Origin of the sequence: Achromobacter pestifer (genome assembly GCF_902859625.1) — a bacterium.
GTDB lineage: Bacteria > Pseudomonadota > Gammaproteobacteria > Burkholderiales > Burkholderiaceae_B > Achromobacter > Achromobacter pestifer.
This window is the reverse complement of sequence record NZ_CADIJX010000001.1, coordinates 602,220-628,125: the sequence shown is the minus strand read 5'-3', so window position 1 is coordinate 628,125 and position 25,906 is coordinate 602,220. Positions and strand designations below refer to the sequence as shown.

General features: G+C 63.9%; 26 protein-coding genes and 1 pseudogene. 17 read left to right on the top strand and 10 right to left on the bottom strand.

Annotation, left to right across the window (positions count from 1 at the left end):
• The first annotated feature begins 1 nt into the window (after window position 1).
• A complete protein-coding gene (locus HV753_RS31140; protein WP_217481426.1) occupies window positions 2-367 on the top strand; it encodes a hypothetical protein in 366 nt (121 codons plus the stop codon).
• Here the strand turns inward: HV753_RS31140 and HV753_RS02810 are convergent.
• Window positions 364-1,290: a LysR family transcriptional regulator gene (locus HV753_RS02810; protein WP_175172893.1), complete on the bottom strand. Its 927-nt coding sequence runs from the start codon at window positions 1,288-1,290 to the stop codon at window positions 364-366. The two genes, HV753_RS31140 and HV753_RS02810, sit on opposite strands and share 4 nt — an antisense overlap.
• A 126-nt stretch (window positions 1,291-1,416) precedes the next feature.
• Between HV753_RS02810 and HV753_RS02805 the strand changes: the two genes are divergently transcribed.
• The 6 genes from HV753_RS02805 to HV753_RS02780 all read left to right on the top strand — a co-directional run bounded on the left by HV753_RS02805 (window position 1,417) and on the right by HV753_RS02780 (window position 7,099).
• The gene (locus HV753_RS02805) at window positions 1,417-2,325 is read left to right on the top strand and encodes an NAD(P)-dependent oxidoreductase (RefSeq protein ID WP_175172892.1); all 909 of its coding nucleotides are present in this window, start codon (window positions 1,417-1,419) and stop codon (window positions 2,323-2,325) included.
• 60 nt (window positions 2,326-2,385) lie between these two features.
• The gene (locus HV753_RS02800; RefSeq protein ID WP_175172891.1) at window positions 2,386-3,351 is read left to right on the top strand and encodes a Bug family tripartite tricarboxylate transporter substrate binding protein; all 966 of its coding nucleotides are present in this window, start codon (window positions 2,386-2,388) and stop codon (window positions 3,349-3,351) included.
• A gap of 34 nt (window positions 3,352-3,385) precedes the next feature.
• A complete protein-coding gene (locus HV753_RS02795; protein WP_175172890.1) occupies window positions 3,386-3,964 on the top strand; it encodes an amino acid synthesis family protein in 579 nt (192 codons plus the stop codon).
• A 329-nt stretch (window positions 3,965-4,293) separates the two neighbouring features.
• Window positions 4,294-5,619, top strand: a complete 1,326-nt coding sequence (locus HV753_RS02790) for an APC family permease (protein WP_175173649.1) — start codon at window positions 4,294-4,296, stop codon at window positions 5,617-5,619.
• A gap of 71 nt (window positions 5,620-5,690) precedes the next feature.
• The gene (locus tag HV753_RS02785) at window positions 5,691-6,584 is read left to right on the top strand and encodes an SAM-dependent methyltransferase (RefSeq protein ID WP_246288131.1); all 894 of its coding nucleotides are present in this window, start codon (window positions 5,691-5,693) and stop codon (window positions 6,582-6,584) included.
• Window positions 6,585-6,634: 50 nt separating this feature from the next.
• Window positions 6,635-7,099 carry an Rrf2 family transcriptional regulator gene (locus HV753_RS02780; protein WP_175172889.1) on the top strand — a complete coding sequence of 155 codons (465 nt, stop codon included), beginning with the start codon at window positions 6,635-6,637 and terminating at the stop codon, window positions 7,097-7,099.
• Between the two features lie 3 nt (window positions 7,100-7,102).
• Here HV753_RS02780 and HV753_RS02775 read toward each other — a convergent pair whose 3' ends face one another.
• From HV753_RS02775 to HV753_RS02765, 3 genes are read right to left on the bottom strand one after another with little or no spacing between them, the layout of a single operon-like run.
• Window positions 7,103-8,254: an acyl-CoA dehydrogenase family protein gene (locus HV753_RS02775; RefSeq protein WP_175172888.1), complete on the bottom strand. Its 1,152-nt coding sequence runs from the start codon at window positions 8,252-8,254 to the stop codon at window positions 7,103-7,105.
• 40 nt (window positions 8,255-8,294) lie between these two features.
• The gene (locus tag HV753_RS02770; RefSeq protein ID WP_246288130.1) at window positions 8,295-10,379 is read right to left on the bottom strand and encodes an acetate--CoA ligase family protein; all 2,085 of its coding nucleotides are present in this window, start codon (window positions 10,377-10,379) and stop codon (window positions 8,295-8,297) included.
• Window positions 10,380-10,417: 38 nt separating this feature from the next.
• Complete coding sequence (locus tag HV753_RS02765; RefSeq protein ID WP_175172886.1) at window positions 10,418-11,773, bottom strand: MmgE/PrpD family protein; 1,356 nt, start codon at window positions 11,771-11,773, stop codon at window positions 10,418-10,420.
• A 233-nt stretch (window positions 11,774-12,006) separates the two neighbouring features.
• On the opposite strand from HV753_RS02765, the gene HV753_RS02760 reads away from it, so the two are divergent.
• The 7 genes from HV753_RS02760 to HV753_RS02730 are packed head-to-tail and all read left to right on the top strand — an operon-like array spanning window position 12,007 to window position 18,693.
• Window positions 12,007-12,900 carry an NAD(P)-dependent oxidoreductase gene (locus HV753_RS02760; protein ID WP_175172885.1) on the top strand — a complete coding sequence of 298 codons (894 nt, stop codon included), beginning with the start codon at window positions 12,007-12,009 and terminating at the stop codon, window positions 12,898-12,900.
• A 59-nt stretch (window positions 12,901-12,959) separates the two neighbouring features.
• Window positions 12,960-13,937 carry a Bug family tripartite tricarboxylate transporter substrate binding protein gene (locus HV753_RS02755; protein WP_175172884.1) on the top strand — a complete coding sequence of 326 codons (978 nt, stop codon included), beginning with the start codon at window positions 12,960-12,962 and terminating at the stop codon, window positions 13,935-13,937.
• Window positions 13,938-15,368 (top strand): NAD-dependent succinate-semialdehyde dehydrogenase, encoded by a 1,431-nt coding sequence (locus HV753_RS02750; RefSeq protein ID WP_175172883.1) that lies wholly within the window; start codon window positions 13,938-13,940, stop codon window positions 15,366-15,368.
• Between the two features lie 26 nt (window positions 15,369-15,394).
• On the top strand, window positions 15,395-16,615 hold the full coding sequence (locus tag HV753_RS02745; protein WP_175172882.1) for an ABC transporter substrate-binding protein: 1,221 nt from the start codon (window positions 15,395-15,397) through the stop codon (window positions 16,613-16,615).
• On the top strand, window positions 16,594-17,427 hold the full coding sequence (locus tag HV753_RS02740) for an N-acyl homoserine lactonase family protein (protein ID WP_246288129.1): 834 nt from the start codon (window positions 16,594-16,596) through the stop codon (window positions 17,425-17,427). Before HV753_RS02745 ends, HV753_RS02740 begins: the two co-directional genes overlap by 22 nt.
• A 13-nt stretch (window positions 17,428-17,440) precedes the next feature.
• On the top strand, window positions 17,441-17,827 hold the full coding sequence (locus tag HV753_RS02735) for a hypothetical protein (RefSeq protein ID WP_175172881.1): 387 nt from the start codon (window positions 17,441-17,443) through the stop codon (window positions 17,825-17,827).
• The gene (locus HV753_RS02730) at window positions 17,824-18,693 is read left to right on the top strand and encodes an alpha/beta fold hydrolase (RefSeq protein WP_175172880.1); all 870 of its coding nucleotides are present in this window, start codon (window positions 17,824-17,826) and stop codon (window positions 18,691-18,693) included. The genes HV753_RS02735 and HV753_RS02730 overlap by 4 nt, the downstream gene beginning before the upstream one ends.
• 27 nt (window positions 18,694-18,720) lie before the next feature.
• On the opposite strand, the gene HV753_RS02725 is transcribed toward HV753_RS02730, so the two are convergent.
• The 6 genes from HV753_RS02725 to ydiK all read right to left on the bottom strand — a co-directional run bounded on the left by HV753_RS02725 (window position 18,721) and on the right by ydiK (window position 24,594).
• Window positions 18,721-19,623 (bottom strand): LysR family transcriptional regulator, encoded by a 903-nt coding sequence (locus tag HV753_RS02725; RefSeq protein WP_175172879.1) that lies wholly within the window; start codon window positions 19,621-19,623, stop codon window positions 18,721-18,723.
• Window positions 19,620-20,936 (bottom strand): type II toxin-antitoxin system HipA family toxin, encoded by a 1,317-nt coding sequence (locus HV753_RS02720; RefSeq protein ID WP_175172878.1) that lies wholly within the window; start codon window positions 20,934-20,936, stop codon window positions 19,620-19,622. Before HV753_RS02720 ends, HV753_RS02725 begins: the two co-directional genes overlap by 4 nt.
• 12 nt (window positions 20,937-20,948) lie before the next feature.
• Complete coding sequence (locus tag HV753_RS02715; RefSeq protein WP_175172877.1) at window positions 20,949-21,290, bottom strand: helix-turn-helix transcriptional regulator; 342 nt, start codon at window positions 21,288-21,290, stop codon at window positions 20,949-20,951.
• Between the two features lie 128 nt (window positions 21,291-21,418).
• Window positions 21,419-22,357 (bottom strand): S66 peptidase family protein, encoded by a 939-nt coding sequence (locus HV753_RS02710; protein ID WP_175173646.1) that lies wholly within the window; start codon window positions 22,355-22,357, stop codon window positions 21,419-21,421.
• 238 nt (window positions 22,358-22,595) lie between these two features.
• Window positions 22,596-23,321, bottom strand: coding sequence for an RNA pseudouridine synthase (locus HV753_RS02705; protein ID WP_175172876.1), 726 nt, complete (start codon window positions 23,319-23,321; stop codon window positions 22,596-22,598).
• A gap of 148 nt (window positions 23,322-23,469) precedes the next feature.
• A complete protein-coding gene (gene ydiK, locus HV753_RS02700) occupies window positions 23,470-24,594 on the bottom strand; it encodes an AI-2E family transporter YdiK (RefSeq protein WP_175172875.1) in 1,125 nt (374 codons plus the stop codon).
• Window positions 24,595-24,971: 377 nt separating this feature from the next.
• Here ydiK and HV753_RS31355 point away from each other — a divergent pair, with 377 nt between their 5' ends.
• The 3 genes and pseudogenes from HV753_RS31355 to HV753_RS31345 all read left to right on the top strand — a co-directional run.
• Window positions 24,972-25,460, top strand: a complete 489-nt coding sequence (locus HV753_RS31355; RefSeq protein WP_425485870.1) for an IS3 family transposase — start codon at window positions 24,972-24,974, stop codon at window positions 25,458-25,460.
• Window positions 25,461-25,543: 83 nt separating this feature from the next.
• The gene (locus HV753_RS31350) at window positions 25,544-25,765 is read left to right on the top strand and encodes a hypothetical protein (RefSeq protein WP_425485879.1); all 222 of its coding nucleotides are present in this window, start codon (window positions 25,544-25,546) and stop codon (window positions 25,763-25,765) included.
• 15 nt (window positions 25,766-25,780) lie between these two features.
• Window positions 25,781-25,894 (top strand): annotated as a pseudogene (locus HV753_RS31345) (hypothetical protein); the annotation flags it as partial.
• Window positions 25,895-25,906 lie beyond the last annotated feature (12 nt).

The window sequence follows — 25,906 nt, the reverse complement described above, 5'->3', positions numbered from 1 at the left end:
CATGACAATGATCCCTAGCTCTCTATTTCTCGCCATGGCCCTGACCGCCTTCGGGGCAACCGCTCAGGCGCAGCCCCTGCCTTCCGCGGCGTCGCCGGGCCCCGCAGCGGGCATGTTGTCCACCTGCCAAGCCCCGCCGGCAAGCCTGGCGGCATACCGTGACATGCAGGAAAAAGGCATGAAGACCCGTGCCGAAGTCCGGGCGGATACGCTTATCTGGAAACGTGCCGGCATGGAGGAACTCTTCCGCGGCCGACAACGGCTGGACACGTTCAATCCTGTCTATCGTCAGCGCTATGCCGAGTATCTACGGATGCGCAATGGGCAGGAGTACGCCGCCGAACTATGCAGGCAACTCGCGGGCTAGTCGCGCGGCGGGTCTTGCTCCGGGGTCAAAGGGGGTAGGTCACGCGCGTGGTCCTTGAGTATGCGCACGAAGCGCTGCACATGCCGGCTGGGGGCATCGAAGCGTGACCGCACCAGGCTCAACGCCAGCGGGATCGATTCGCGCAATGGCCGCACGACCACGCCGGGCCACCCCTCTTGCCCGACCGAGAACTGATCCACGATCGCCACGCCCGCCCCTGCTCGCACCAGTGCGCAAGCCAGTTCGGCGCGCACGATGTCAACCGAGGCGTTCCAGGCGACGCCCGCCCGCTGGAACGCCGCGGCGACCAATTGGCCAAAGGGGATATTGCGGCTATACAGAATCAGGCGGTAGGCGGCCAATTCCGCCAGCCCGACATTGGTTTGCGTGGCAAGCGGATGCCCGGTGGGCACAATGCAGACCATTTGCCCCGTGGCGAAGGGTTCGACGATCAGATTGGGGTGGTCTATGGGCAGCACTGACACCGCCAATTCGGCCTTGCGGCCCAATAGTTCGTGCGCCATGTCCGCCAACAGCGTCGTGTGGTATTTCAACCGGACGTTCGGATAGCGCTCCAGGTACCGCGCCATCACCGGGGGCAGGAAATTCAGCCCCAGACTAGGGCTGGAACATAAGGTCAGCGCCCCTTCCGGCCGTACCGCCAAATCCCGCGCAAAGTCGTCGATGCGCAGGGCTTCCTCGAATAGCGGACCCACTTCCTCGAATAAGCGATGCGCTTCAGGCGTGGGCGTGAGCTTGCCCTTGTCCCGGGCAAACAATTGCAGGCCCAGGCTCTGCTCGGTATGGGCGATCAAGCGGCTGACAGCAGGTTGCGACACGAATAGCAACTTTGCCGCCCCGTTCATGGACCCCGTCAGCATCACCGCCCGAAACACCTCCATCTGCCTCAATTTGAACCGCATCGTGCCATTCCAATAATCAATGGTTATATCCCCTGGTCAACTTAGCATAGGAGGAAATCCCAACGCATCGGTAGCATCCAGAGTCGCCGCTGGAGGTTGCTCCGGCCGTTTCGATAAAGGGATTGCATGACGTTGAAATTGGGATTCATCGGCTTGGGAATGATGGGCTTGCCGATGCTTGAGAATCTGGCGGGCGCGGAGGCCTTCCGCATCCATGCCTACGACCGTGATCCGCAAAGGCTGGATCGCTTGAAGACCCATCCGGCCTGGGGCCGCACGCTGCTGCCTGCCGCCAGCCTGGCCGACCTGGCGGGCTGCGAGGTGGTCATCACGATGTTGCCCAACAGCACGGTCACCAATGCCGTCATCGAGGGCTCGCCGGACGCGCCCGGTTTGGCTGCCTTGTTGGCACGCGGGGCAACGCTGATCGACATGGGCTCGTCGCACCCCGCCGACACGCTGCGGCTAGCGCCGCTGCTGCACGAAGCCGGCATCACCTTGATCGACGCGCCAGTGTCCGGCGCGGTGGCCAAGGCCGCCAGTGGCACCTTGGCCATCATGGCGGGCGGCGCCGCCAGCGATCTTGAGCGCGTGCGGCCGATCCTGTCGCGCATGGGCGCCACGACGATCCACACGGGTCCGGTGGGTTCCGCCCACGCCATGAAAGCACTGAACAACTATGTCTATGCGGCCGGCCTGCTGGCCGCCAGCGAAGCCATGTTGATTGCCCAGGGCATGGATCTGGACCCCGCGATCTTTACGCAGGTATTGAACGCATCGAGCGGCCGCAACGTCGCCACCGAAACCAAGTTGGCGCAATTCATCGTGCCGCGCACCTTCAATGGCGGCTTTGCCCTGGCTTTGATGGCCAAAGATCTCCGCACGGCCGACAGCCTGCAACAACTGGCCGGCGTGGCCGCTCCGCAGTTGTCGCTTTGCACGACCCTGTGGCGGCAGGCGCAAGACACCCTGCCCGCCACCTCGGACAACACGGAGATCTACCGCTATCTGGAAACACGGCACGACGCCGATTAATGCGCCCAGCAGCGCATCGATAACAAAACCAGGCACACCCGCCACAAGGGAGACAACACCATGCATCACACTGCCGCCGCCATCGCCTTGGCGCTGGGGCTGACCGCGACCGCCCCGACGATTGCCGCACCGACCTTCCCCGACCATCCCATCCGTATGGTCGTCCCCTTCCCGCCCGGCAGCATCACCGATGTGGTCGCCCGTAGTTTGGGAAAACACATGGCCGCCGACTTGGGCCAGCCCGTTGTCGTCGAGAACAAGCCGGGCGCCAACGGCATCATCGGCACACATGACGTAGCCCGTGCCAAGCCCGACGGCTATACGCTGGTCGTGGTCGGCGTGTCCACGGCGGCAAGCGGGGTCAGCCTGTTCAAGGACCTGCCTTACAACCCGGCGACAGACCTTGCGCCCATTGGCGCCGTGGCCGAAACACCATACCTGCTGGTCGGCTCGCCCAAGGTAGCGGGTTCCAACGTGGGAGAACTCTTCGCCTATGGCCGCCAGCACCCCGGCAAACTAACCTACGCCTATGGATCGGGCAGCGCCCAGGTATTCGGCGCCAAGCTGGCGGCGATGGGCGATATCACGGTCACTGCGGTGCCGTATCGCGGTGGCCCGCAAGCCTTGACCGACGTCATCGGCGGTACGGTTGACCTGACGTTCACGGATTTGGCCAATGGCTTGCAGCAAGCCCGCGCGGGCAAGGTCAAGACCTACGGCGTCAGCACGCCAGACCGCTTCGCCCTGGCGCCTGACATCCCCACCTTGAACGAAAGTGGTGCGCCGGGCTTCAACCTGACCGTCTGGTTTGGCCTGATGGGGCCGGCTGGCTTGCCGCAGCCAGTGGCTGACCGGCTGGCGCGTTCACTGGACTACGCCCTGGCGAATCAGGAATTGCAGGAAACCTATGCCCGCCAAGGTCTGACGGTGAAACGGCAAAGCCCTGCGGAATTCGGCGCGTTCGTTGTCGCCGAGATCGGCAAATGGGCGGCCATCGTCAAAGAAACCGGTATTCCGCCGCAATGACCCAACCCCACTCATCCCCTCTATCGAGAATCCCATGTCGTTGATTGAAATCCGCAAGCGTAGCTTGATTGTTGAAACCACATTTCATGAAAACGGCCCCGCCCCCGAGCGGCCGTTGAAGCTGGCGGCGTCCTGCGCCGTCATCAAGAACCCCTACGCGGGCCGCTACGAACAGGATCTGATGCCGTTCATGGCCGAATTGCGCACACTGGGCACATTGTTGGCCACCGAACTGGTGGAGACGCTAGGCAAGGACAACATCGAGGTCTACAGCAAGGCCGCCATCGTTGGGCTGGACGGTGAAATGGAGCATGGCGCCGTCTGGCATGAAGCCGGGGGCTGGGCTATGCGCACGGTGCTAGGGGAACCGAAGGCCATGGTGCCGGCGGTGAAGGCCGTCGCGGTGGCGGGTTACCGCATCATGGTGCCCGTGCATTACATCCACGCTTCCTATGTGCGCAGCCACTTCAACAGTATCGAAATCGGCATCCAGGATGCGCCGCGCGCGGGCGAGATCCTGTTTGCCCTGGTCATGGGTACTGGCGGGCGGGTGAATTCAAGGTTGGGCGGCCTGACCAAAGAGGCGGTGTCCGTTCACGACGGTCAGCGATAGGGGCAGCAACGCAATGTTCGATGCCACTGCCTTCTCATAAATCACTTTAAACAAATTACTTTAATACAAGATGAATATTTGTTAATAATCATCAAGTTATCGATCTTATTTAATGTGATATAGAGATGAAAGTGAGGCATGAGGATTCGGTCATGCCCCTTTATTTCTAGGGAAACCCCGAAGAAACTTTTCTGCTCTCGGATGGGTCGCTAATAGTTCAGGTTATTGTCAGGCGCCTTCTCCGGCATGCGCCATGCCTGTGTCCCGCCGCCCCTCCGAGAGCCCCCATGACACTGATCCGTCCGCGCGCCGCCGCGATACCGACTCGTATGCCTCATGCGGCGCAGCCAGGCTTATCGGTGATGGACGCCACCGTGGTGCTGGTTGGCGTGGTGATCGGCATCGGCATCTTCGGATTTCCGCCCCTGGTGGCGCAACACGCAGGCTCCGAGGCGATGTATATCGCGTTATGGTGCGCGGGCGGCCTGGTGATGCTGGTCGGCGCGCTGTGCTACGCCGAACTCGGCTCGGCCTACCCGGGCGCGGGCGGAGAATACCTGTACTTGACCCGGGCCTGGGGGCCGCGAGTGGGTCTGATGTTCGCCTGGGCGCGTTGCACCGTGATCCAAACCGGCGCCATCGCCGTGGTCGCCTACATCTATGCCGATTACGCGCAACGCCTGATGCCCTTGGGCGCCTATGGTCCGGCGATACATGCGGCGATCTCGGTTGTGGCGCTGACCGCCTTGAACATCGTCGGCACGCGCTATTCCAAACGAGTGCAATGGGTTTTCACCCTATTGACGCTGGCTGCGCTGGCGGCCGTCCTGACCGCCAGCCTGACGGCCTCAGGCGACGCGCTGGCAACGGCGGCACCCACGCCGCTTGCCGGCAGCCCGGCGGGCTTGATGGGCATGGGCATGGTGTTCGTGTTGCTGACGTATGGCGGCTGGAACGAAGCCGCCTATCTCAGCGGCGAACTGCGCAATCCCGACCGCAACATGAGCCGGGTGCTGCTGATCGGCACGGTGATCGTGACAGGCGCCTATGTGCTGACCAACCTGGCCTTGCTGGAGATATTCGGCTTGCAAGGCCTGCGCGACACCCCCGCATTGGGAGCCGACGTCATGCAATTGGCCGCCGGCCCCTATGCCGCCGCGTTGCTCAGCCTGACCATCTGCGCCACCGCGCTCAGCACCATCAACGGCACCATCATCACGGGCGCTCGCGTCTATTACGCCCTGGGCCGCGACGTGCCGCGACTGCACGCGCTGGCGGGCTGGAGCGCCCGCAATGAAACGCCTGTTGCCGCCCTGCTTGCGCAGGGCGCGATCACCTTGGTGCTGGTGGGCCTGGGTGCGTTCAGCCAAAACAGCGTGCAAACGCTGGTGGCCTATACCGCGCCGGTCTTCTGGCTGTTCATGCTGTTGGTGGCGGCGTCGGTATGGCGTTTGCGCCAGCTGGATCCCGACCGTCCGCGCCCGTTCCGCGTCCCACTCTATCCCCTGCCTCCACTCCTGCTGGGGCTGACCTGCGCCGGCTTGGTCTATTCCAGCGCGGTCTACGCGGGCGCCGGCGCACTGATCGGCCTGGCAGTGCTGGCCGCCGGCATTCCCATGCTGCGCCTGCTCAAGCCTGCCACATTGCCCGACTAGCGTGTGTTTTACCCGGCGGGCGGCGCTGCGCCCGCGCGTCATCACTGGTACTGACCCACAAGGAAGCCATCATGCAACCCACGACTCAGCCACTAAACTCCGGCCGCACACCGATTCGCAGCGGCCAGCAACGCCTGCTTTTCTTGACGCCTCGGATCCGTGCCGCCCTGGTGGGTACGGCCATGGCCTTGTCCCTGGCGTATGCCGCCATGGCAACGGCGCAACCTGCGGCAAAGCCCGCCACCCCAAAGGAATACGTGCCGGACGTCGGCCAGGATGGCAAGGATGTGATCTGGGTGCCCACCCCACAGGCCCTGGTGGACAAGATGCTGGATATGGCCAAGGTCACGCCGCAAGACCGGCTGATGGATCTGGGATCCGGCGACGGCCGCACCGTGATCACCGCCGCCCAGCGCGGCCTGACCGCCCAAGGCATTGAATACAACCCGGATCTGGTCGAACTGTCGCGCCGCAACGCACAGCGCGCAGGCGTTTCAGACCGGGCCACCTTCATCGCGGCCGACCTGTTCCAGACCGACCTGTCAAAAGCGGACGTGATCACCATGTTCCTGCTGACCACCATCAACGAGAAGCTGCGGCCCACCCTGCTCCAACTGCCGCCCGGCACCCGGGTGGTCTCCAATACCTTCCGCATGGGGGACTGGGAGCCGGACGCGGCGGAAACCATCACGCAGGATTGCTCGACTTACTGCACGGCACTGTTGTGGATCGTGCCGGCCAAGGTGGAAGGCAAATGGGACGTCAGCGGCCAGACGCTGCATCTGACCCAGCAATACCAGATGCTTTCGGGAAAATTAGGGTCGGCCGACATTTCCGATGCGCGCATGGACGGCACCGCGATTTCATTCGTGGCCAATGGCGTGCGCTACACCGGCGAAGTCAACGGCAAGACCATGAGCGGCACGGCGGCCGGCAAAGGCAGCTGGTCCGCCAAGCGCACGTAGTTCATCATCACGTTTGACCCCATCCCTTCTCATGCAATAGGATGCGTTGCATGAGAAGAGACAGCAAACTATCCGGCGTGCTGCATGTGCTGCTGCACATGGCCGAAGCGCCCGGCCCCATGACCTCTGAAGACCTGGGCCGGGTCATGCAGACCAATCCGGTCGTCATTCGCCGGATCATGGCGGGGCTGCGCGACCAAGGCCTGGTGCATTCCGAAAAGGGGCATGGCGGCGGCTGGACGATCTCGTGCGATTTCAACGACGTCACCTTGCGCGACATCTATGAAGCCTTGGGCTCCCCCGAGATCTTCGCCATGGGCAACCGCAGTGATGCGCCCGGCTGCCTGGTCGAAGCTGCCGTGAATACAGCGCTGTCCGGCGCCTTTGAAGACGCCGAAGCCTTGCTGATGGAACGGTTTGCCGGGGTGACGCTGGCCGCGCTCAGCCGGGACTTTCATGCCGGCATGGTGCAGAACGGCAGCAGCTTCAACTTGAACACCGTGCACGCGGAGTGACGCTTAACGGGGTGGCCGCTGCGGAAAGCTCCGCTCGAATATGCCTTCCGCGATGCGGTTCTTCAATATCTCGATAGAGCCGCCGGCAATCATCCACCCGCGGCAACGCCGCACGCAATATTCCACCAGCGACTCCCGGCTGTAGCCCAGACCGCCCAGCACCTGCAAGGCGTCGTTGGCAACGTCGAACCCGACCTGGTTGCAATAGGCCTTGGCGATGGCGGTGTCCGTGGCCGACGGAAAACCGGTGTCCGCGCCGCTGGCTGCCCGATACAGCAGGAGCTGCGCCGCGTCCAACTTGATCCGCATATCCGCGAATTTCCATTGCAGGCCCTGGAATTCGCAAAGCAGCCGGCCGAACTGCTTGCGCTGCATGGCCCAGTTGCGCGCTTCTTCGTAGGCATAGCGGCCCAGCGCCAGGGATCTCGCCGTATTGCCGATACGTTCCACGTTGAAGCCCGCGATCTGCTTTTTGAATCCGCCCTCGCCCAGCACCACCATGTCGTCCGCCACGAACACGTCGTCGAAGAAGATCTCAACCCATTCCTCGCCCGACATGAAGGCGGATCGCTTGCCCAGTTTCACCCCGGTGGCCTTGGTATCGATCAGCACCGAACCGATGCCTCCCGTGCCCGGGCCGAAGCGCACATAGGTCAGGATCACACTGGCGTGCGGCCCGTGCGTGGTGAAGATCTTCGTGCCATTGATGCGCCAGCCGCCCTCGGCACGGGTTGCGCTGGTCTTCAGCTCGGTCACCGCCGACCCGGCGTCAGGCTCCGTCATGCCGACCGAGATCAGCCCTTCGCCCGCCAGCAGCGCGGTCAGGTACTTCTGTTTTTGCAGCGCGCTGCCATATTCGGCCAATACGCGGATGGCCCCGAAATTGCCCGCTTGCACGACGTCGGCGCTGCGCGGACACACGGATGCCACCGTCTCGATGGCGATGACGGCATCCATGAGCGAGCCGCCCACGCCGCCGTCCGGTTCCGCCACGGTGATGCCCAACAAGCCTTGCCCGGCCATCTTGCGGGCGATATCCCAGGGGTAGTCGTCCGAATGGGCGCGCTCGACCGCACCGTCCCGCAGTTCGCGCTCGGCGAAACGGCGCACGGCGGCTTGAAAAGCCTGTTGTTCCGGAGTCAGGTTGAAGTCCATCTAGGTCGTTCCCAATGCAAAAGTGGAAAAATATGAAGCGTCAGGCCAGGCGAACCAGACCGTCGACGGCGACCACGCCATCGGCGCGGACAAACAAGGGGTTGATCTCAGCTTCTTCGACCCGCACGCCGGATAGGCATGCCAGCTGCGAAAATGCCGCAATGGCACGGGCCAATCCCTCGCAATCGCCTTCGGGCAAGCCGCGAAAGCCACGTATCAAACGGGTCTGCCTGACATCCAGGATCATTTGGCGGGCCTCGTCCACGCTCACCGGCGCCAGGCGTAAAGCGAAGTCCGGCGACAGCTCGGCGGCAATGCCGCCTGCGCCCAGCAGCACCGTGGGGCCCACAAGCGGATCGTGCCGATATCCCAAGATCAGTTCGATCAGGCGGCTTTCCATGGGCTGCACCAGAATGCCGTCGATCCGGGCGTCTGGCGCCAGACGGCTCACCGACTCCCGCATGTCGCGCACCGCGTGCGCCAGCGCCGCCTCGTCGGCAATGCCGATCCGCACCGCGCCCAGATCGGTCTTGTGCGCCACGTCCCGCGAACAGATCTTCGCCACCAGCGGATACGGCACGGTGTGGTTCATCGTGTCTGGCGGCAGCAGTTCGCCCGCAGCGACCGGCACGCCCAGGTGACGCAATAGCGCCCCAGCTTCATGTTCACTCAGCATCCCACTACGCGGCAGCGTTTCCGGCCAGGCAACGGGCACACCAGCCACGGGCGGCTGGGCGGCAGCGCCGAAGAACACGGCCAATGCGTCGGCGCAGGCTTCCGGGGTTCGGAAGGCGGCGATCCCGCCCGCGCGCAGCAAGTCCAGGGATTCCGGAGCCTCGGGGGCCAGGAAGACGGCCAAAGGCTTGTCGGCGGGCTTGTCCGCCTCCAGCAAGGGTTTGACCGCCAGGCCGGGATGAAACTGCGCCGACGACCCGACGACGCTTAGGACCGCATCGCACCAGTCAGCGCGCAACAACTGTTCAAGCAGCATTTTGTATTGCGCGCTGGTGGCCGCCAGCGTCAGATCGATCACCGGGGTTTCGCGGATGTTCAAGCCCGCTTGCGCGACTTGCCGGACGAAATCGGGTGGCGGCGCCACGGCGGCCAGGCCGTGCAGTCCCAGGTTGTCTACGACGGTGGCGGCGCCGCCGCCCGTCGTGGTGATCACCGCGACCCGGGCCACCGTGCCGGTAACGGCATCTGCCGGACGAGGCGGCCGGCCATAGCGCGACGCCAGCGGCGCAATCTCAAACAACGTCTCCAGATGCTGGACCCGCATGACGCCGTGCGCGCTGAGAAATGCGTCCACCGCCACGTCATTGCCCGCCATCGCGCCGGTATGGGATTGCGCCAGCGCGTCGCCCTGTTCCGACCGGCCCAGCTTGTAGGCGATCACCGGTTTACCTTGGGATCTGGCGCGCATCAGCGCCCGGGCCAGCACGGGCGCGTCACGCAAGGTTTCCAGGAACAGCAGAATGACCTTGGTGTGCGGGTCGTCCACCAGCGCATCCACCACCTCGCCCACCGAGATGTCGCTTTCATTGCCCACCGACACCGATTTGGCGAAACCAAACCCACGGGCGGCCGCGCGCGACAGCAAAGACCCCATCATGGATCCGCTCTGCGACACCATGCTGATATCGCCGGGCAGCAAGGTGTCGGCCTCGAAGGCGGCGTTCACGGACAGAATGCCGCCCGTATGCAGGTTGGCCAGGCCGATGCTGTTGGGCCCCAGCAGCCGCAACCCAAGCTCGCGCGCCTGTGCCACCAGCGCGGCTTGGCGCAATTGGCCGTCCGCCCCGGTTTCGCCAAACCCGTCTGAATAGACCGTCACGACCCGGGCGCCGGCCTGTGCGCAGGCCGGCAGCAGCGCCGCGACCTCGCTGCCGGGAATCATCACGAAGACGTGCTCCACCGGCCCGGGCAGCCCAGTCAGAGACGGATACGCCCGTTCGCCCAGGATGTCGGCCCGGCCGGCGTTGATGGGATAGATGGCGCCGGTGTAGCCATGCTTGCGCATGAACCGCAAAGGGCGCGCGGTATTTTTGCGGACATCGCCCGAAGCGCCCACCAGGGCAATGGCGCGGGGGGACAGCAGCGCGTCGGCGAAGGAAGAAGATGGCATGGATGAGGCTGATGTCATGGATTCCAAGGGGATGCGTCTCAAAGTTGGGGCATGTCGTTGGCCAGGCGCAGTGCGCGAACCGGCATCCTGTCCAGGCGCCATACGGCGTCACGCAGTGCACGGGCACGCGCGCGGCCCAGTACGGGGCCAGCCAGTTCATCGAATTTGTCGGCAAGATCGGCATCCGACAGTGGCGACTCGGGGTCGCCCTTGCGGAACGGGGAATGATGTTCAAGCACCTGGCCGCTGGTGGTGGTGACCGAGAGCCTGGCAGCGCGCATGCTGGGAAAGCCCGCCGTGAATACCGGGTCGGCCCGCAAGTCCAACCGTTGCATCAGTTGGCGCACCCGTGGATCGCGCAGGCGTTCGGGGCTGAATGCATCCAGCCGCACCGAGCCATGAACCAGCGCATGGGCCACCACATAAGGCAGGCTGAACTTCGCCTCGAAGGCGGTGGCGGGCGCGGAATTGCCGGTGACGTCCAGGGTGGTCTGATAGGCGTCCACTCGCAGCGATACGATATCGTCCGCGCGCAACCCTTGCTGGCGTAGTGCCAGCGCGGCGTCGATGGCGGCAAAGGTATGGCCGCAACAGCCGTGGTTCTTCTGGGTGATCGACAGGATGTTGTAGCGTTCCCCCAGGCCATCGACGGCGGCGGCCCAGTCCGGATCTTGGGCCAGAGCCGCCCCGAACCCGACCGGCCCTTCCAGGATGTCGACCACCCCGGTGATGCCATGCGCCGCGCCCTGCCCGGCCCGCACCCCCACCTCGGCAGCGTGGCCCGCGTGAAGCGCCTTGCTCATGGCATCGGATCGGAACGCCTGCTGCAAGCCGCTTGCCAAGGTGCCGGCGGTGGCCAGCGCATGCAGCATCACCTGGGCATCACCTGGCGCACACAGGGCAGCGGCGGCAGCCGCGCTGCCAAAGCAGCCCACGGTGCCCGTCGTATGAAAGTAGCGGTAGTGCGCCGGTTGCACGGCCGCGCCAATGCGGGTCGATATCTCGTAACCCACCACGATCGCATTCAGCAGCGCCTGGCCGCTGGCGTCGCCCTCTTCGGCCAACGCCAGCGCGGCGGCGATGGTCGGGCATCCCGGGTGGTAGATCGCATCGCGAAAGATGTCGTCGAATTCCACGGCGTGGGACACGCTGCCATTGATCCACGCGGCGGTGGCGGCAAAGGCGGTGGTGGCGCAGCCTGGCAAGCTGGAGGCGCCAGCTCCCAGTTCAGCGCCATGCGCACCCAGCAATTGCAGGCAAGGCGCCGTGCGCGTCCCCGGATACAGCGCGGACAGCCAATCCAGGAACGCGCGTTTGGCGTGGTGGATGACCTCGTCCGGCAAGGTGGCCAGGGTGTCCCTTGCGCCATACGCGGCGATCGTCTCCAGCAGCATGCTTGTCTCTCCCTTTGTTATTGCGGCGCGGCAAACACGTCGCTGATATCTGCCGTCCACTCTAGGGGCTTGCCCGCGAGCAGCGTTGATAAAAAGGAAAACGAGCGTTCTTGATCCGAGGGGGGCGGATTTGGAGATAGTTGCTTTGCCAATTTTTCATACCGCCCGATGGAGGCCTTACGTAAGCTGCATGGCAATAGCTAGAAAAGCAGACACATACCAAGGAGGAAGTAATGAGTGAGACAACAACCCCGCTGGGCTTCATCGGACTGGGCGTGATGGGCGAGCCCATGTGCGCCAATCTGGTACGGAAATCCGGACACCCGGTCTACGTCACCGACATCAGTCCGGACCCGGTGGCCCGCATCGGCGCCTTGGGCGGCCACGCCTGCGCATCGGTCGTCGAAGTGGCGCAGACTGCCGAAATCGTGTTTCTGTCGCTGCCCAGCATCGTGCAGGTGGAACAGGTCTGCACCGGGCCCGGCGGGCTGGTGGAAGCGGCGGGCCGTGTCCGCATCGTCGTGGACATGAGTACCAGCGACGTCACCCGCACCCGACGCCTGGCCGAAACGCTGCGTGGCCATGGCATTCTGTTGATCGACGCGCCGGTGGCCCGCATGCGCGAAGCCGCCCGGCTGGGCACGCTGATGATCACCGTGGGCGCCACCCGCGAAGACTACGAAACGGTTCTGCCCTATCTGTCGTGCATGGGGACAGACGTGCTGCTTTGTGGCGGCGTTGGCAATGGCCAGGTCGTGAAGATCATGAACAACATGGTGGTGTTCATGACGGTCCATGCGCTGGCCGAGGCCATCACGATCGGCCGCAGCGCGGGCGTTGACGGCACGTTGCTGCTGGACGCGCTAAGCAAGGGGTCGGCCGACAGCTTCGTGCTGCGCAATCCGGGCCAGAAAGCACTGGCCGCCGAGACCTTCCCTGAAAAGACCTTCCCGACCGAATACGCCATCAAAGACATCTTGCTGGCGCTGGAACTGGCGAACCAGGGCGAGGTGGATGCCCGCGCCGCGAAGCTGACGCATGACTTGCTGGAGCGCACGCGCGCCGCCGGCTACGTCAAGGAGTACTACCCGGTGATGGTCAAACTGATCGAACGCGGCTACGTGTAAATCCGCCACTCCCAGGGCGGCGCCCGCCGTTGCCGCCACCATCCCTATTCGAGATAACCATGACTTCCATGCTACGCAGGTGGGCGCTGCCCGTGCTCGCCGCGACCATCAGCTTTAACGCCGCCGCGGCGGACTATCCCGTCAAGCCGATCACGCTGGTGATCGGCTTCACCGCTGGCGGCCCGACGGATGCCGTTGGCCGCTACCTGGCCCGCAAGCTTGAAACCGAGCTTGGCCAGACCATCGTTGTGGAAAACCGTCCGGGTGCCAACGGCGTCGTGGCCGTGCAAGCGGTCAAACGCGCCGCCGCCGATGGCTACACCCTGATGCTAGGCAGCAGCGGCACGTTGTCGATCGAGCCCGTCTACAAGCAAAAGGTCGACTATCAGGTGCTGAAGGACTTCCAGCCCATTGCCCTGGTCGCCAGCTACCCGTACTTGCTGGTGGTGCCGGCGGATTCGCCCTTCAAGACCGTACCGGAACTGATCGCTGGCGCGCGGCAAAAACCGGGCGCCTTGACGTTCGCGTCCGCCGGCAGCGGCGCCGTGAACCATCTGGCCGGCGAGTGGTTCAAGAGCGCCTCCAAGGTGGACATCACGCATATTCCCTACAAGGGCGACTCCGCCGCCATCGCGGATCTGGTGGCCGGGCGTGTCGACATGGCCTTCTTGAGCGCCATCGCCGCCATGCCGCAAGTGCAGGCGGGCAAGATGCGGGCGCTGGGTGTCGCGGCCGCCGAACCCTCTTCCGTGGCCCCCGGCGTGCCGACGGTGGCCGAATCAGCCGGCATTCCGGGATTCACGGCAGAACCCTGGAACGGCGTGCTGGCGCCCGCAGGGGTGCCGCCCGCCGTGACACAGCGCCTGAATGCCGCGATCAACAAAGTCATGAGCACCGAGGAATCACGCGAGGCGCTGTTGAAACTGGGCCAATACCCGATGACCGGCAGCCCCGAGGACTTCGCACGGCATATCAGCACGCAAACCGAGCGCTGGGCGCAAGTCATGCAAACCAGCCACATCGCAAAGGCGGACTAAATGCACTATCCCGAACTGAACCTGTTGATCGGCGGCCGTGTCGTTGCAGCCGGCAGCCGGCCCGGGCTGGAGGTGATCGACCCGGCCACCCAGGCCGTGCTGGGCCGCGTGCCCGTCGCCACGCCGGAAGACATCGATGAAGCGCTGGACGCCGCGCACCGTAGCTTTCCCGGCTGGCGCGACACGCCGGCGCTGGAACGGGCAACGATCCTGCGCCGCGCCGCCGCCCTGATGCGCGAGCGCACGCCTCTGCTGGCGTGGCTGATCACCCGGGAATTGGGCAAGCCATTTGCCGAATCGGAAAAGGAAGTGGCGACCGCCGCCGAAATGTTCGAATGGGCCGCCGAAGAGGCCCGGCGCACCTACGGGCGGCTGATCCCGGGCCGGGTCGGTGGCATCCGCCAGATGGCCATCCCTGAGCCGGTCGGCCCCGTCGCCGCCTTTTCGGGTTGGAACGCGCCGGCAATCACTCCGTCGCGCAAGATCGCGGGCGCCTTGGCCGCCGGGTGCTCTATCGTGATCAAGCCGTCCGAGGAAACCCCGGCGATCGCGCTGGAAATCGGCCGGGCCCTGACCGATGCCGGGGTGCCTGCCGGCGTGCTGAACATGGTGTTCGGCGACCCGGGCGCGATCTCGCAGCAACTGATTGCCTCGCCCGTGATCCGCATGGTGACCTTCACTGGCTCCACATCCATTGGCCGAGCGTTGGCGATGCAGGCCGCCAGCGGCTTGAAGCGCGCCACCTTGGAATTGGGCGGCCACGCCCCGGTACTGGTCTTCGACGACGCAGCCCCTGAAGCGGCCGCCGACGCCTTGCTGACGGCCAAGCTGCGCAATTCCGGTCAGATCTGCACCTCGCCCACCCGCATGTACGTGCAGCAAGCCGTCTACGAGCGCTTTGTGCAGCGTCTGGCCGAGCGCGCCCGCGCCTGGCGCGTGGGCAACGGCCTTGCGGCCGGCGTGCAGATGGGCCCGCTGGCCAATCCCAGGCGGCTGGCCGCGATGGAAACCCTGGTTGCCGATGCCCTGAAACATGGTGCGCAACTGGCCGCTGGCGGCAACCGTCTGGACCTGCCCGGCTGGTTCTGGGCCCCGACCGTATTGCGCGACGTCGGTGCCGATTGCCTGGCGGCCAACACCGAACCGTTCGGGCCGTTGGCGCTGGTGCAACCCTTCCACGACGCGGATGAAGCACTGGCGCTGGCCAATCGCCTGCCGTTTGGCTTGGCCTCCTACGTCTTCACGCGCGACGCCGCAACGGCGCAGCTGGCGTCGGAGCGCATCGAAAGCGGTGTCGTCTGCATCAATCACTGCCAGGCCTCCTTGCCGGAGACACCTTTCGGCGGGTTCAAGGACAGCGGGCTGGGCAAGGAAGGCGGCGTTGAAGGTCTGCAAGAGTTCATGCAGACCAAATACGTCAGCCAGATGTAGCAAGAGACATCCAAAAGGAGAACACCATGAATAAGAAGATCACCGCCTTGGTCGCCCTGGCCGCAAGCGCCTGCGGCGCCGGTTTGGCGCAAGCGCAAGCGTCCGAAGGCATTTCAGACGGCATCGTGCGCATCGGCGTGTTGACGGACATGTCGGGCGCGTATTCGGGCAATGTCGGGCCGGGGTCCGTGCTGGCCACCAAACTGGCCATCGAGGACTTCGGCGGCAAGGTATTGGGCAAGCCGATAGAGATGCTGTCGGCCGACCATCTGAACAAGACCGATGTTGCCGCGGGCCGAGCCCGCGAATGGATGGATCGAGAAAAAGTCGATGTGGTGACCGAACTGGGCAATAGCGCGGTCGCCCTGGCCGTGATGAACATCGCGCGCGAAAAAGGCCGCATGACGATGGTGACGGGCGCGGGCGCCACCCGCATCACGGGCGAAGATTGCTCGCCCAACAATGTGCAGTGGGTCTATGACACCTACGCGCTCGCCAAGGTGGGCACCTTGCCGCTTGTCGCGGCTGGCGCGAAGAAGTGGTATTTCGTCACGGCGGACTATGCCTTTGGCCATTCGCTGGAAAGCGATGGCATGCGCTTCGTGAAGGAAGGCGGCGGCACGGTGGCGGGTTCGGTGCGATACCCCTTCCCCGGCACGGATTTCGCGTCCTTCCTGCTGTCGGCACAAGCCAGCAAGGCCGACGCGGTCGGATTCGCCAGCGCGGGCGCGGACTTGCAGAATGAGATCAAGCAGGCGCGCGAATTCGGGTTGGCCGACCGCCAGAAGCTTGTTGCCATGCTGATGAGCATTACGGACGTCCATGGCGTGGGCCTGGAGGCCGCCCAGGGCATGACGTTTGCCGAGACGTTCTACTGGAACATGGACGACGAAACGCGGGCCTTCGCGCAGCGCTTCTTCAAGGCCGCCAACAAGATGCCCACCGCCTTGCAGGCGGGCCAGTATTCCGCGGTGCTGAATTATCTGCGGGCAGTCGAGAAGTCCGGCACGGACAACGTGGACGCAGTCATGAAGACGCTGCGCGCCATGCCCATCCACGATGCCTTTGCGCGAAACGCCCGCCTGCGCGAAGACGGCAAACTGATCCACGACACCTATGTGGTCGAGGTGAAGTCGCCCAAGGAATCCCAGGCCGCGTGGGACTACTACAAGATCGTCAAGACCGTGCCGGGCGACCAGGCCTTCATGCCCTTGGCCGAAAGCCAATGCAAGCTGGTCAAGAAATGACCCCGGGGCGGCCAGACAGCGCGGCCCTGCCGGTCTATGAGGCCTACGCCATCCGCTATGCCAGCGTGACCCGCCGGGCCGTTGACAATTTCCTGTCCCGCGCCGACGTGCACGACGGCCCGATGCCGATGGATTTCTACTGCTGGCTGCTGAAGGGGCCGGTCGGCAATGTCCTGGTCGATACCGGTTTCAGCGCCTGCTCGGCGCGGTCGCGCAATCGCGCCTTCACGCTGCACCCCGAAACGGCGCTGGCCAGGCTGGGGCTGGCGCCGGCCGACATCGATCACCTGATCCTGACTCATCTGCACTATGACCACGCAGGCAATGTCGAGGCCTACCCCCAGGCCCAGGTCCATTTGCAGGACACCGAAATGCAGTACGCCACGGGACGCTACATGTGCTTTGAAGCCATGCGGCACTTCTTTTCCGTCGACGACGTGCAGTCGGTGGTGCGCCAGGTGTACGCCGGGCGCGTCCGCTTTCATGACGGCGACGCCACCCTGGCGCCAGGGCTTGAGCTCCATCACGTCGGCGGCCACACGCAAGGCTTGCAAGTGGTCAGGGTGCATACCGCGCGAGGCTGGGTAGTACTGGCCTCGGACGCCCTGCACTACTACCGCAACTTCACCGACAACAACCCCTTCCCCGCAATCTTCCATCTGGGCGATATGCTGGAAGGCTACACGCGCATCCGGACCCTGGCGGACTCCGACGCGCATATCGTGCCAGGCCATGATCCCGCCGTTGCCCAGCGCTATCCACTCGCGGACGGCGCCGAGGGCATCTACCGGCTGGATGCGCCGCCTTTGTGACAAGGAAAATTCGATGCAAGAAGACGATTTCATCCTGACCCGCCTGGCCGATGCGGTGAATCGGCAGGAGCGGCTGGTGTGGCGAGGCCGCCATCTGAATACGGTGTTCCTGCTGGAACGCGGCACCGACGCCTACCTGATCACCGTGGCAGCAGGCCGCATCCAGAACATCCGTCGCGGCCCCTTCGTCATGCCGCGATGGCAGTTCGCGTTACGCGCTTCGGCCGAGGACTGGGCGCAGTTCTGGCTTCCCCTTCCCCCGCCGGGCTTCCACGATTTGATGGCTCTGGTGAAATTCCGGCGCCTGCGCGCCGAGGGCGACCTGTATCCCCTGATGTCCAACCTGCTGTATTTCAAGGACGTGCTGGCCTGCCCGCGCGCCGAAGGAGCGTCCTCGTGAGTCCGCAAACCGTCCACTTTGAGCCGATCATCGGCCGTTATCTGCAACTGCCTTTGGGCGGCCGCCAACATCGGGTGTATGTCGAAGAGGCCGGCAGCGGAATCCCCCTGCTGTGCCTGCACACTGCCGGCGCCGATACCCGTCAGTACCGCGGTGTGATGAATGACCCGCGCATCCTCGAATCTTTCCGGGTGATTGCCTTTGACTTGCCTTGGCACGGCAAATCGTCCCCGCCCGAAGGCTGGCAGCAGGAAACGTACAAGCTCACGTCCGAGGACTATGCGCAGGCCATCATCGCCGTGGCCGACGCGCTGGCGCTGGACCGTCCGCTGGTGATGGGGTGTTCAATCGGCGGACGCATCGTGCTGCACCTGGCGCTGGAACACGCCCACCGCTTCGGCGGCGCGATCGGCCTGCAATCGGGTGCCCATGTTGATCCCTACTACGACCTGGAATGGCTGAACCGGCCCGACGTCCACGGCGGTGAAGTCTGCGCGGGCATCGTGTCGGGTTTGGTGGGCCCGGGCAGCCCGGGCAATCACCGCTGGGAAACCTTGTGGCACTACATGCAGGGTGGACCGGGCGTGTTCAAGGGCGATCTGCATTTCTATACCGCCGACGGGGATATCCGCGACCGCGTCGCCAACATCGATACCCGCCGCTGTCCGCTATGGTTGCTGACCGGTGAATACGATTATTCGTGCACGCCACAAGACACTGAATTCCTGGCCGGGCGCATCGCGGGCTCGCATTGGCAGATCATGCAAGGCATGGGCCACTTTCCCATGAGCGAAGACCCCGACCGCTTCCTGGATTACCTGCGGCCGGTGCTGAGGCAGGCAGCCGAGGCACGATCAGGCGGTTAGTCGTTTCCGTGGGAGGCGCCAGCGCCTTTATTGCGCTGGCGTGTCAGGCGCCGTCAGCGCGTTCAGCAATTCTTCCACCGGACGTGCCAGTTGCGCCGTGTCACGCACGCACACATAGAACTGGCGTTCGGCCCAATCATCGCGCAGCCGTAGCAGCACCAGCCCCATGGGCGTCAGATAGTGGCGCGCAATGCCTTCCGGCACGACCCCAATGCCCAATCCCTCGCGAATCATGCGGCAACGGGTCTCGAAGTTCGACACCTGTAGTTTGACGTTCGGCGGCCGCGATAGCGTTTGTCCGGCATAGGCCAGGAACTGATCCAGCGAGTGCCGCGGGAAGTAACCCAGCAGGTCGTAGTCCAGCGCGTCTTCCAGAAAAAGTTCGGTGCGTTCAGCCAGCGGGTGGCCCACGGGAACCACCAAGCCCACGCGATCCCGGCGGAAAGGAAACGAGGCGACCCCAGGCACCGGGTGATCCGCGTGATAGATGCCAATGTCCACCGAGGCTTCCGCGACCAGGCGCGGAATGTCGTAGCTATGGCCTTCCAGCAGGTCCACGCTGACATCGCTGCGGCCCACCAGGAATCGGCCCATCACGCCGGGCAGGAATTGCAGGATGGTCGATGGGTTGGACGCGAGCCGGATCTTTGCCTGGCCATTGATGGAATAGCCGTTGATGGCTTGTTCCGTCAGCTGGACGCTGCGCAAAATGGCCTTGGCGCGTTGGTAGAGCAAGGCCCCGGCGGGTGTGGGCTCGACGCCACGGCCATGTCGATGCAGCAAGGTCCGGTTCAGGTGGCGTTCCAATTCGGCGACCCGTTTGCTCGCGGCGGAGGTCACCAGGTTTTCTCGCTCGGCCGCTTTCGACAGGCTCTTTTCCTCGACGGCCGCGACGAAGATTTCCAGGGCAGGAATATCCAACTTTTTCATACCGGCAATATACCGTGCCGCCAGGCCGTCAACGTCGCTTCGACCTGCGCAATTTCGGCGGCAGCCATGCCGGCCTGTTCGTAAAATCCGGCGCGCATCGCCACCACATCATGCACGCGGTCCAGGATGGATTGCGCCGCCGCCTCTGACCGCAAACCGAAGCGCCGGTATTCCGTCAGGCAATTCTCAAACGTGCTGTCGCGTCCCGCCGTGCCAATGTGCAGATAATGCTTGGCCGAGCCTTCCTGGGTAACCACATCGAACAGCGGCGACAGCCGATAGGTGTGCGCCCCTTCGTCCTTGACGAACCCCACGTTCTTCAGATGATCGTCGGTGTTATGCACCGCCACGTTCAGGATCATGCGGGCGTAGAGTTCCTTCAGATCCTGCACGGGGTTGGACGAGATGCGGCGCGTCACGTCCGCCAACCGGGCATATGAATAGGTGCTCTTGCCGCGCGGGCCGTCCAGTTCACGCTTGCCAATTTGCGCCGACGGGCTGATCAGCGATGCACCACTCAGAAAATGGCGACGCGCCACGACGGGTTCCCCTCCGCGCGCGGCCGGCAGCCGCTCACGGTCAAAGCGGCGCGTCAGCAGCACGGCGCCCAGGTGGGTGTCGATCAGGTGGATCTCGGGTACGGTCAGTCCGATGTCGGCGGCCATCTTCAGATTGGCGAATTCCACGCGCTGGCGATCATAGGAATCCCCTTGGCGCGGAAACTTCGCGATCCACATCTCGCCCTGCTCGTCGCGCACGATGGTCTTGGGGCGGGCCCCGCCGATATCCCAAGAGCTGCCCAGGATGTCGCGGTACAGGCCTTTGGGCTTGACGCCCTGGTCGATGTCCGTCAAGAGGTCCGCCAGGGATTCCAATTGACTGATTTCGGGCAGGCGATAGGTCTTGCGCATATTGGGCGTCAACTGACGGGCGCTGAAGAACAACGCGCCTACCCCCATGCCCCGGCCGCGCAGCAAGACTTCATCTTCGGTGACACGGGCACCCGCCTTGTCCACCCGCATCACGTTGCGGCCCCAGGCGTCGGGTGCGGCATCGAAGATCGCGCCCAACGTTTCATAACGGCTTTCCGTGCGGAAAGTGGTCTTGGCGTCGATCAAGGGCAGATTCAGCGGGTCCAGCGCGAAGGCGCGCGCATCGTTCACGTAGGACTGCACATAGGTGAACTCGGCGTAGAAATGGTTTTCGTCTGAATCGTCCAGGGTCAGTACGCCAGCCAAGACGGCTTCACCGCGGATGTCCACATAGACGAACAGCTGGCTTTCGACGGACTTGTGCTTGCGAGAGCGCGCCATGCTGAGCTGGCCTTAGAGCTTGGTGGGATCAACGCGATGCGCTTGCGGCACGCTGCCTCCCCGAGCGGGCCGGCGCATTGCGTCCAACCGCTTGCCCACGCCATCCTGGTCAGGGTCCGCCAGCAAGAACAGTTGGTCTCCAAAGCCATACTGCAACAGCGCCTCGACCGCCAGCGCCAGCGACACGCCGCCGTCACCACGCTCCAGTCGTCCGATGGTGGCGCGCGACACGCCCAGGCGGCCGGCCAGCGCACTCTCCGATTCCGCTCGCCGCAAGCGGGCTGTGCGCAGGTTGTCGCCCAGGCGGATCAGCGCCTCGGCCGCGTCAAAGCTGGGCTCGATCTTCTTTTTCATGCCTTGATAATAGTGCTTGAATAGCACTATTGCATCATTAATGAGTCACAATCCATTTCAACAGTGACTCATTAATAGATCATTAATTATTTTAATGACTCATTAATGATGCAAATTTTATGATTTTCTCAGATCACGACGGCCTGATCCAGCCGCAGCGCACCGCGGCCGGTGTCCAAGGTTACGCGCGCCCCCAAGGGCAAGGTCAAGTTAGGATCACCGTGGCCGCTGGGCCACCCGGCCAACACGGGAATCCCACGTGACCGAAACTGATCCAGGATCAGTGGATACAGCAGGCCTTGCGCCTGCGCATCATCCATCTGCGCCCGCAAGCGCGTGAAGTTGCCCACCAGCAGCCCCTTCACGCCGTCGAACTTGCCGGCGGCCGCCAATTGGCCTAGCAGCCGGTCGACGCGCGGCACGGCTTCATTGACGTCTTCAATGAACAGGATGGCATCGCGTGTGTCGATCTCGTTGCGAGTGCCGGTCAACGCGGCGATCAGCGCCAGATTGCCGCCAATCAAGTGTCCGCTGGCCACCCCAGGCACCAGTTCTGTCGGCAGTGCATCTTGCGGAGGCGCAATCCACGAGCCGCGCCCTACTTGGCCGGTAATCATCGCCAACAGATTCGATTCGGTGGGTTCGCGCTTGCCGGCCAGCAAATCCTGTCCCAGCATCGGCCCGTGGAACGTGACGAAACCGGCATGGCGTTGCATGGCCAAGTGCAGCGCGGTGATGTCGCTATAGCCGATGAAGGGCTTGGGGTGCTTGCGCAGCAGCGCGTAATCCAATTGGTCCAGCAAGCGCCATGAACCGAATCCGCCTTGCAGACACCACACCGCCCCCACATCCGGCGCGGCGAAGGCCGCGTGCAGATCCGCCAGCCTGTCGGCATCACTGCCGGCCAGATAGTCATAAGGCGATTCCAGGCGTGTCCGGCTGGCAGGCATGACCTGGGCCACGAAGCCGCGCGCTTCCAACCATTCCGCGGCTTCGTCGCTGGCGTCGGGCGCGGCGGATGCCGGCGCCACGATGGCGATTCGAGCGCCAGGGCGCAAGGCGGGCACCGGGGCCGCGCCCTTGCCGTTCAGCGGTGCCGGCGGGGCGGGTGCTGTCGCTTGCCGGCCCACCGGCGCCTTGCCGGCCGGCGCGCGACTGGCGCAGCCGCTTAGCGCCAGCGCCGTCAGGCAGAGCGCGCCCGTCTGTTTCAGGAAACCTCGGCGGCCTGGGATCTGATCGGGATTCTGGTGTTGCGAGGGCTCGCCAGGCAGATTCATGTTCGTCGTCAGTCGTATCAATGCGGCGTCAGAACCGCTCGTAGTCCAACCGGTAGCGCCATTGCCCCACGGCCAGCCCCGCCATGGACAGCCGGCCGATGCGGATGCGCCGCAAGCCTTGCAGTTGCAAGCCCGCCGTGTCGCAAACATATTCGATGAAGCCGGGCAGCGGGGTCTTCAGCGCAAAGCGCAGATGGGTTTCGTTCTGCCAACTGACTTTCATGGGAGTGGCCGCGCGTCCCTCAAACGCCAGACCGCGCTGCAACCGGGCCAGATCGCCCTCGCTCAGCTGGCCGCTGACTTGCGCCACGTATTCCTGTTCCACCAGCTTGCCCTCTTCCAGCAGCTTGCGGGACACGGCGTACTCCTGGGTATAGACAACCAGGCCGCTGGCCGCGCGTTCCAGCGGCGTGACCCGTTTCAGGCCGTTGAACATGCGCTTCAAGTAGCGCTGGCCGGAACGGTCGCCTGGCATCAGGTTCTTGGGCACGATCAGATCCAGCGCCGAGCCGACTTCGTTGTCGGCGTACATGCCCTCTGGCTTATGCACCAGCACCGTCACCGGCCGGATGTCTTCCAGCTTTGCGCCAGGCAGCAGGCTGACCGTCTGGTTGGGGGCGACCCGGAACCCGGGTTCCTCCACGGCCTTGCCATCCACCGCGACCCAACCGCCTTCTATATAGCGTTCGGCATCCCCGCGGGAGCAGGATTGTTCCGTGGCCAAGCGCTTGGCCAAGCGTACGCTTTCGCTCATTGCGCCACCACCTTGCATGCGGGCAGTGCCGTGGGGAAAAGGAATTCGGGTGTGCTGTCAGCCAGCACAAGCGGGTGCATCGTCATTAAGTATTGCCGGGGTGTTGCGAAAAAGAAGCGGGCGGTGCGCCCGCGGCGTCAGGCAGATGTTACGCCTTTTCAGAGGGCGCCCCAGGCAGCGTGGCCGTCACGGCATCCGACGTGACCGCCGTTGCGGCGGGTGGTGGCACCTCTTCGATCCAGGCGTTCAACAAGGTCGACGTCACCGCCAGAATCACCGGGCCGATGAACAGGCCGACGATGCCGAAGGCGAACAGGCCGCCCAGGACCCCGGACAGGATCAACAGCAAAGACAGGTTCACCCCGCGCTTGATCAGCATCGGCCGCAACAGGTTATCCAACGTGGCAACCAGCAACGCCCAGACCAGCAACAGAATGGCGGCCATCTTCATATCGTTCTGGAACAACCACACCACGCCGCCCAACATCGGCAACAACGGCCCCAACTGCGCCAGGCACAACATCACCATCAACGCCGTCAGGATGCCCGCCGCGGGAACGCCCGCGATCCACAGGCCAATGCCGCCCAACGCGGATTGCACCACGGCCGTCACGACAATGCCCAGCGCAACTGCCCGGATCGCGGCGCCCGCCAGATGGATTGCCGCCAGGCCGCGCTGTCCAGCCAAGCGGTTCGAGAAGCGCTTGACCAAACCGGCCGCCGCCTCGCCCTGGCTGTACAAAATCCCGGCAATGACGATGGTGATCAGCATATGCATCACGAATACCCCGACGATCGCCGCATGGCTCAGCAACCAATGGGCCGCGATGGTCAGGTAGGGTTCCAGCCGGGCCAGCAGGCCGCCCGCGCCCGCGTCGGACAGTGCCTGCCATTCCTGCGCAATGCGCGGACCCGCAACAGGAATGGCGCGCACCCAACCCGGCGGCGCCAGCAGCGCGTAATCAGGCAGGCTCTTCACGGCCGCCATGATGGTCCCGCTGTGCTCGGCCAAGGTGGCGATCACCTGATACAAGGGCAAGACGATCACGAACAGCAGGATCAGCAGCATCATGCCGGTGGCCGCCCAGCGGCGTCCGCCCAAACGCTGCTGGATCGCCAACAACACAGGCCAGGTCGCCACGACAATGGTCGTCGCCCAGATCAGCCCCGGTAGAAACGGCCGCAGGACATAAAGGCTGCCCACCATCAAGGCGGACAGAATCACGATCAGAAGCAGAATGCGGGCAAGATCGACGGTCGGACGTGTATTCACCCGTGGCTCCCGGCAAGGCTTGCGGCCTTGCGTGATGACGCATCGCGGTTCATGGGCGGCTGCCCGGGAATGCGCGCGAATGCAATCTTAAGCAATTTATCCGAAAGTCGGCTTCCTAGGGGCAACGGGCGTTTGTCAGTGGCGCCTGACAGGGTGAATTGACATCCTGTCAGGCGCATCCCAATGGGGCAGACCTGCCAGAATTTTTCACACTACCGGGCCTTGGAAACTAGCCTCGTTGATTGAACCTGCGACGACCGTCATGGCTGCCTACCCACGAGTTACTTGGCTGACATCTGTCGCGCAGCGGCAAGGCGTGCACCGCGGGCAGCGCCCTGGAACATGCCCTGATAGCGCGCTTCGGCACGCTTGGCCGTGTGCCGGCGCCGTTCCCAATATCACTGGGACGATCTGGACTACGTACAGCGCGTCTCCACGCAGTGGATGTGGTCCTATTCCTGCAATCACTAGAGCCCAAATATGGCTCTGGGCGGATTTACCCGAAAACAGCGGTTGGCCGCAGCGGTTATTACGAGTGGCGACGTCGCGAGCCGTGCGCAAGACAGCAAGAAGACGTTAAGTTGCTGGCAGCGATCGAACAAACGCATCGGGCCTCTCGGCGAGCGTACGGCGCCGAGAAAACCTGGCGCGCGCTCAATGCCAGCGGTGTGGCTTGCGGCAAGCATCGCGTTGCCCGCGTGCGGTGCCAGGCGGGCATCGAGGCACTGCGCAAGCAGCGGTTCCGCAGGTTGGAGAACACTCGCTACTCGGGCCGGCACCGTGAACCGCCTGGAGAGGCGGTTCACGGTGCACTGCCCCAACAAAGTGTGGGTGGGGCGATATCACAGTGGTATCGACGCGAATAGGCTGGCTGCATCTCGCGGTACTGCTGGGCCTTTACTCGCGCTCAGTCGTCGGTTGGAACATGTCCGACAAGTGAGATCGAAGTCTGGTTAGCCAGGCACTGTTGATGGCCGTGGTCAGGCGCAAGCCGCAACCGGGACTGAGGCATCACCGCGATCGGGGCGCCCAATACAGTTCAGCCGAGTATCGTGCATTGCTGACAGGCAACAGCATTACTATCAGCACGAGCGCCAAGGGCGATCCTTACGATAATGCTGTGGCAGAGAGCTTCTTTAGCAACCTCAAGAATGAATTAACGCACCACTAAGTCTTCAATACCAGGGAGCACGCACGGCTGGCGATCTTCAACTACATCGAAGTCTTCTACAAACGCCAGCGAATTCATCAGGGGCCAGGCTATCGAACCCCTACTCAGGTCGAGGCCACAGTGCCTTAACCAAACTGTCCG

Bases quoted from the DNA above. Each gene is read 5' to 3' on its own strand.
- HV753_RS31140 (WP_217481426.1), top strand. From the start codon at position 2: ATGACAATGATCCCTAGCTCTCTATTTCTCGCCATGGCCCTGACCGCC.
- HV753_RS02810 (WP_175172893.1), bottom strand. From the start codon at position 1,290: ATGCGGTTCAAATTGAGGCAGATGGAGGTGTTTCGGGCGGTGATGCTG.
- HV753_RS02805 (WP_175172892.1), top strand. From the start codon at position 1,417: ATGACGTTGAAATTGGGATTCATCGGCTTGGGAATGATGGGCTTGCCG.
- HV753_RS02800 (WP_175172891.1), top strand. From the start codon at position 2,386: ATGCATCACACTGCCGCCGCCATCGCCTTGGCGCTGGGGCTGACCGCG.
- HV753_RS02795 (WP_175172890.1), top strand. From the start codon at position 3,386: ATGTCGTTGATTGAAATCCGCAAGCGTAGCTTGATTGTTGAAACCACA.
- HV753_RS02790 (WP_175173649.1), top strand. From the start codon at position 4,294: ATGCCTCATGCGGCGCAGCCAGGCTTATCGGTGATGGACGCCACCGTG.
- HV753_RS02785 (WP_246288131.1), top strand. From the start codon at position 5,691: ATGCAACCCACGACTCAGCCACTAAACTCCGGCCGCACACCGATTCGC.
- HV753_RS02780 (WP_175172889.1), top strand. From the start codon at position 6,635: ATGAGAAGAGACAGCAAACTATCCGGCGTGCTGCATGTGCTGCTGCAC.
- HV753_RS02775 (WP_175172888.1), bottom strand. From the start codon at position 8,254: ATGGACTTCAACCTGACTCCGGAACAACAGGCTTTTCAAGCCGCCGTG.
- HV753_RS02770 (WP_246288130.1), bottom strand. From the start codon at position 10,379: ATGCCATCTTCTTCCTTCGCCGACGCGCTGCTGTCCCCCCGCGCCATT.
- HV753_RS02765 (WP_175172886.1), bottom strand. From the start codon at position 11,773: ATGCTGCTGGAGACGATCGCCGCGTATGGCGCAAGGGACACCCTGGCC.
- HV753_RS02760 (WP_175172885.1), top strand. From the start codon at position 12,007: ATGAGTGAGACAACAACCCCGCTGGGCTTCATCGGACTGGGCGTGATG.
- HV753_RS02755 (WP_175172884.1), top strand. From the start codon at position 12,960: ATGACTTCCATGCTACGCAGGTGGGCGCTGCCCGTGCTCGCCGCGACC.
- HV753_RS02750 (WP_175172883.1), top strand. From the start codon at position 13,938: ATGCACTATCCCGAACTGAACCTGTTGATCGGCGGCCGTGTCGTTGCA.
- HV753_RS02745 (WP_175172882.1), top strand. From the start codon at position 15,395: ATGAATAAGAAGATCACCGCCTTGGTCGCCCTGGCCGCAAGCGCCTGC.
- HV753_RS02740 (WP_246288129.1), top strand. From the start codon at position 16,594: ATGCAAGCTGGTCAAGAAATGACCCCGGGGCGGCCAGACAGCGCGGCC.
- HV753_RS02735 (WP_175172881.1), top strand. From the start codon at position 17,441: ATGCAAGAAGACGATTTCATCCTGACCCGCCTGGCCGATGCGGTGAAT.
- HV753_RS02725 (WP_175172879.1), bottom strand. From the start codon at position 19,623: ATGAAAAAGTTGGATATTCCTGCCCTGGAAATCTTCGTCGCGGCCGTC.
- HV753_RS02720 (WP_175172878.1), bottom strand. From the start codon at position 20,936: ATGGCGCGCTCTCGCAAGCACAAGTCCGTCGAAAGCCAGCTGTTCGTC.
- HV753_RS02715 (WP_175172877.1), bottom strand. From the start codon at position 21,290: ATGAAAAAGAAGATCGAGCCCAGCTTTGACGCGGCCGAGGCGCTGATC.
- HV753_RS02705 (WP_175172876.1), bottom strand. From the start codon at position 23,321: ATGAGCGAAAGCGTACGCTTGGCCAAGCGCTTGGCCACGGAACAATCC.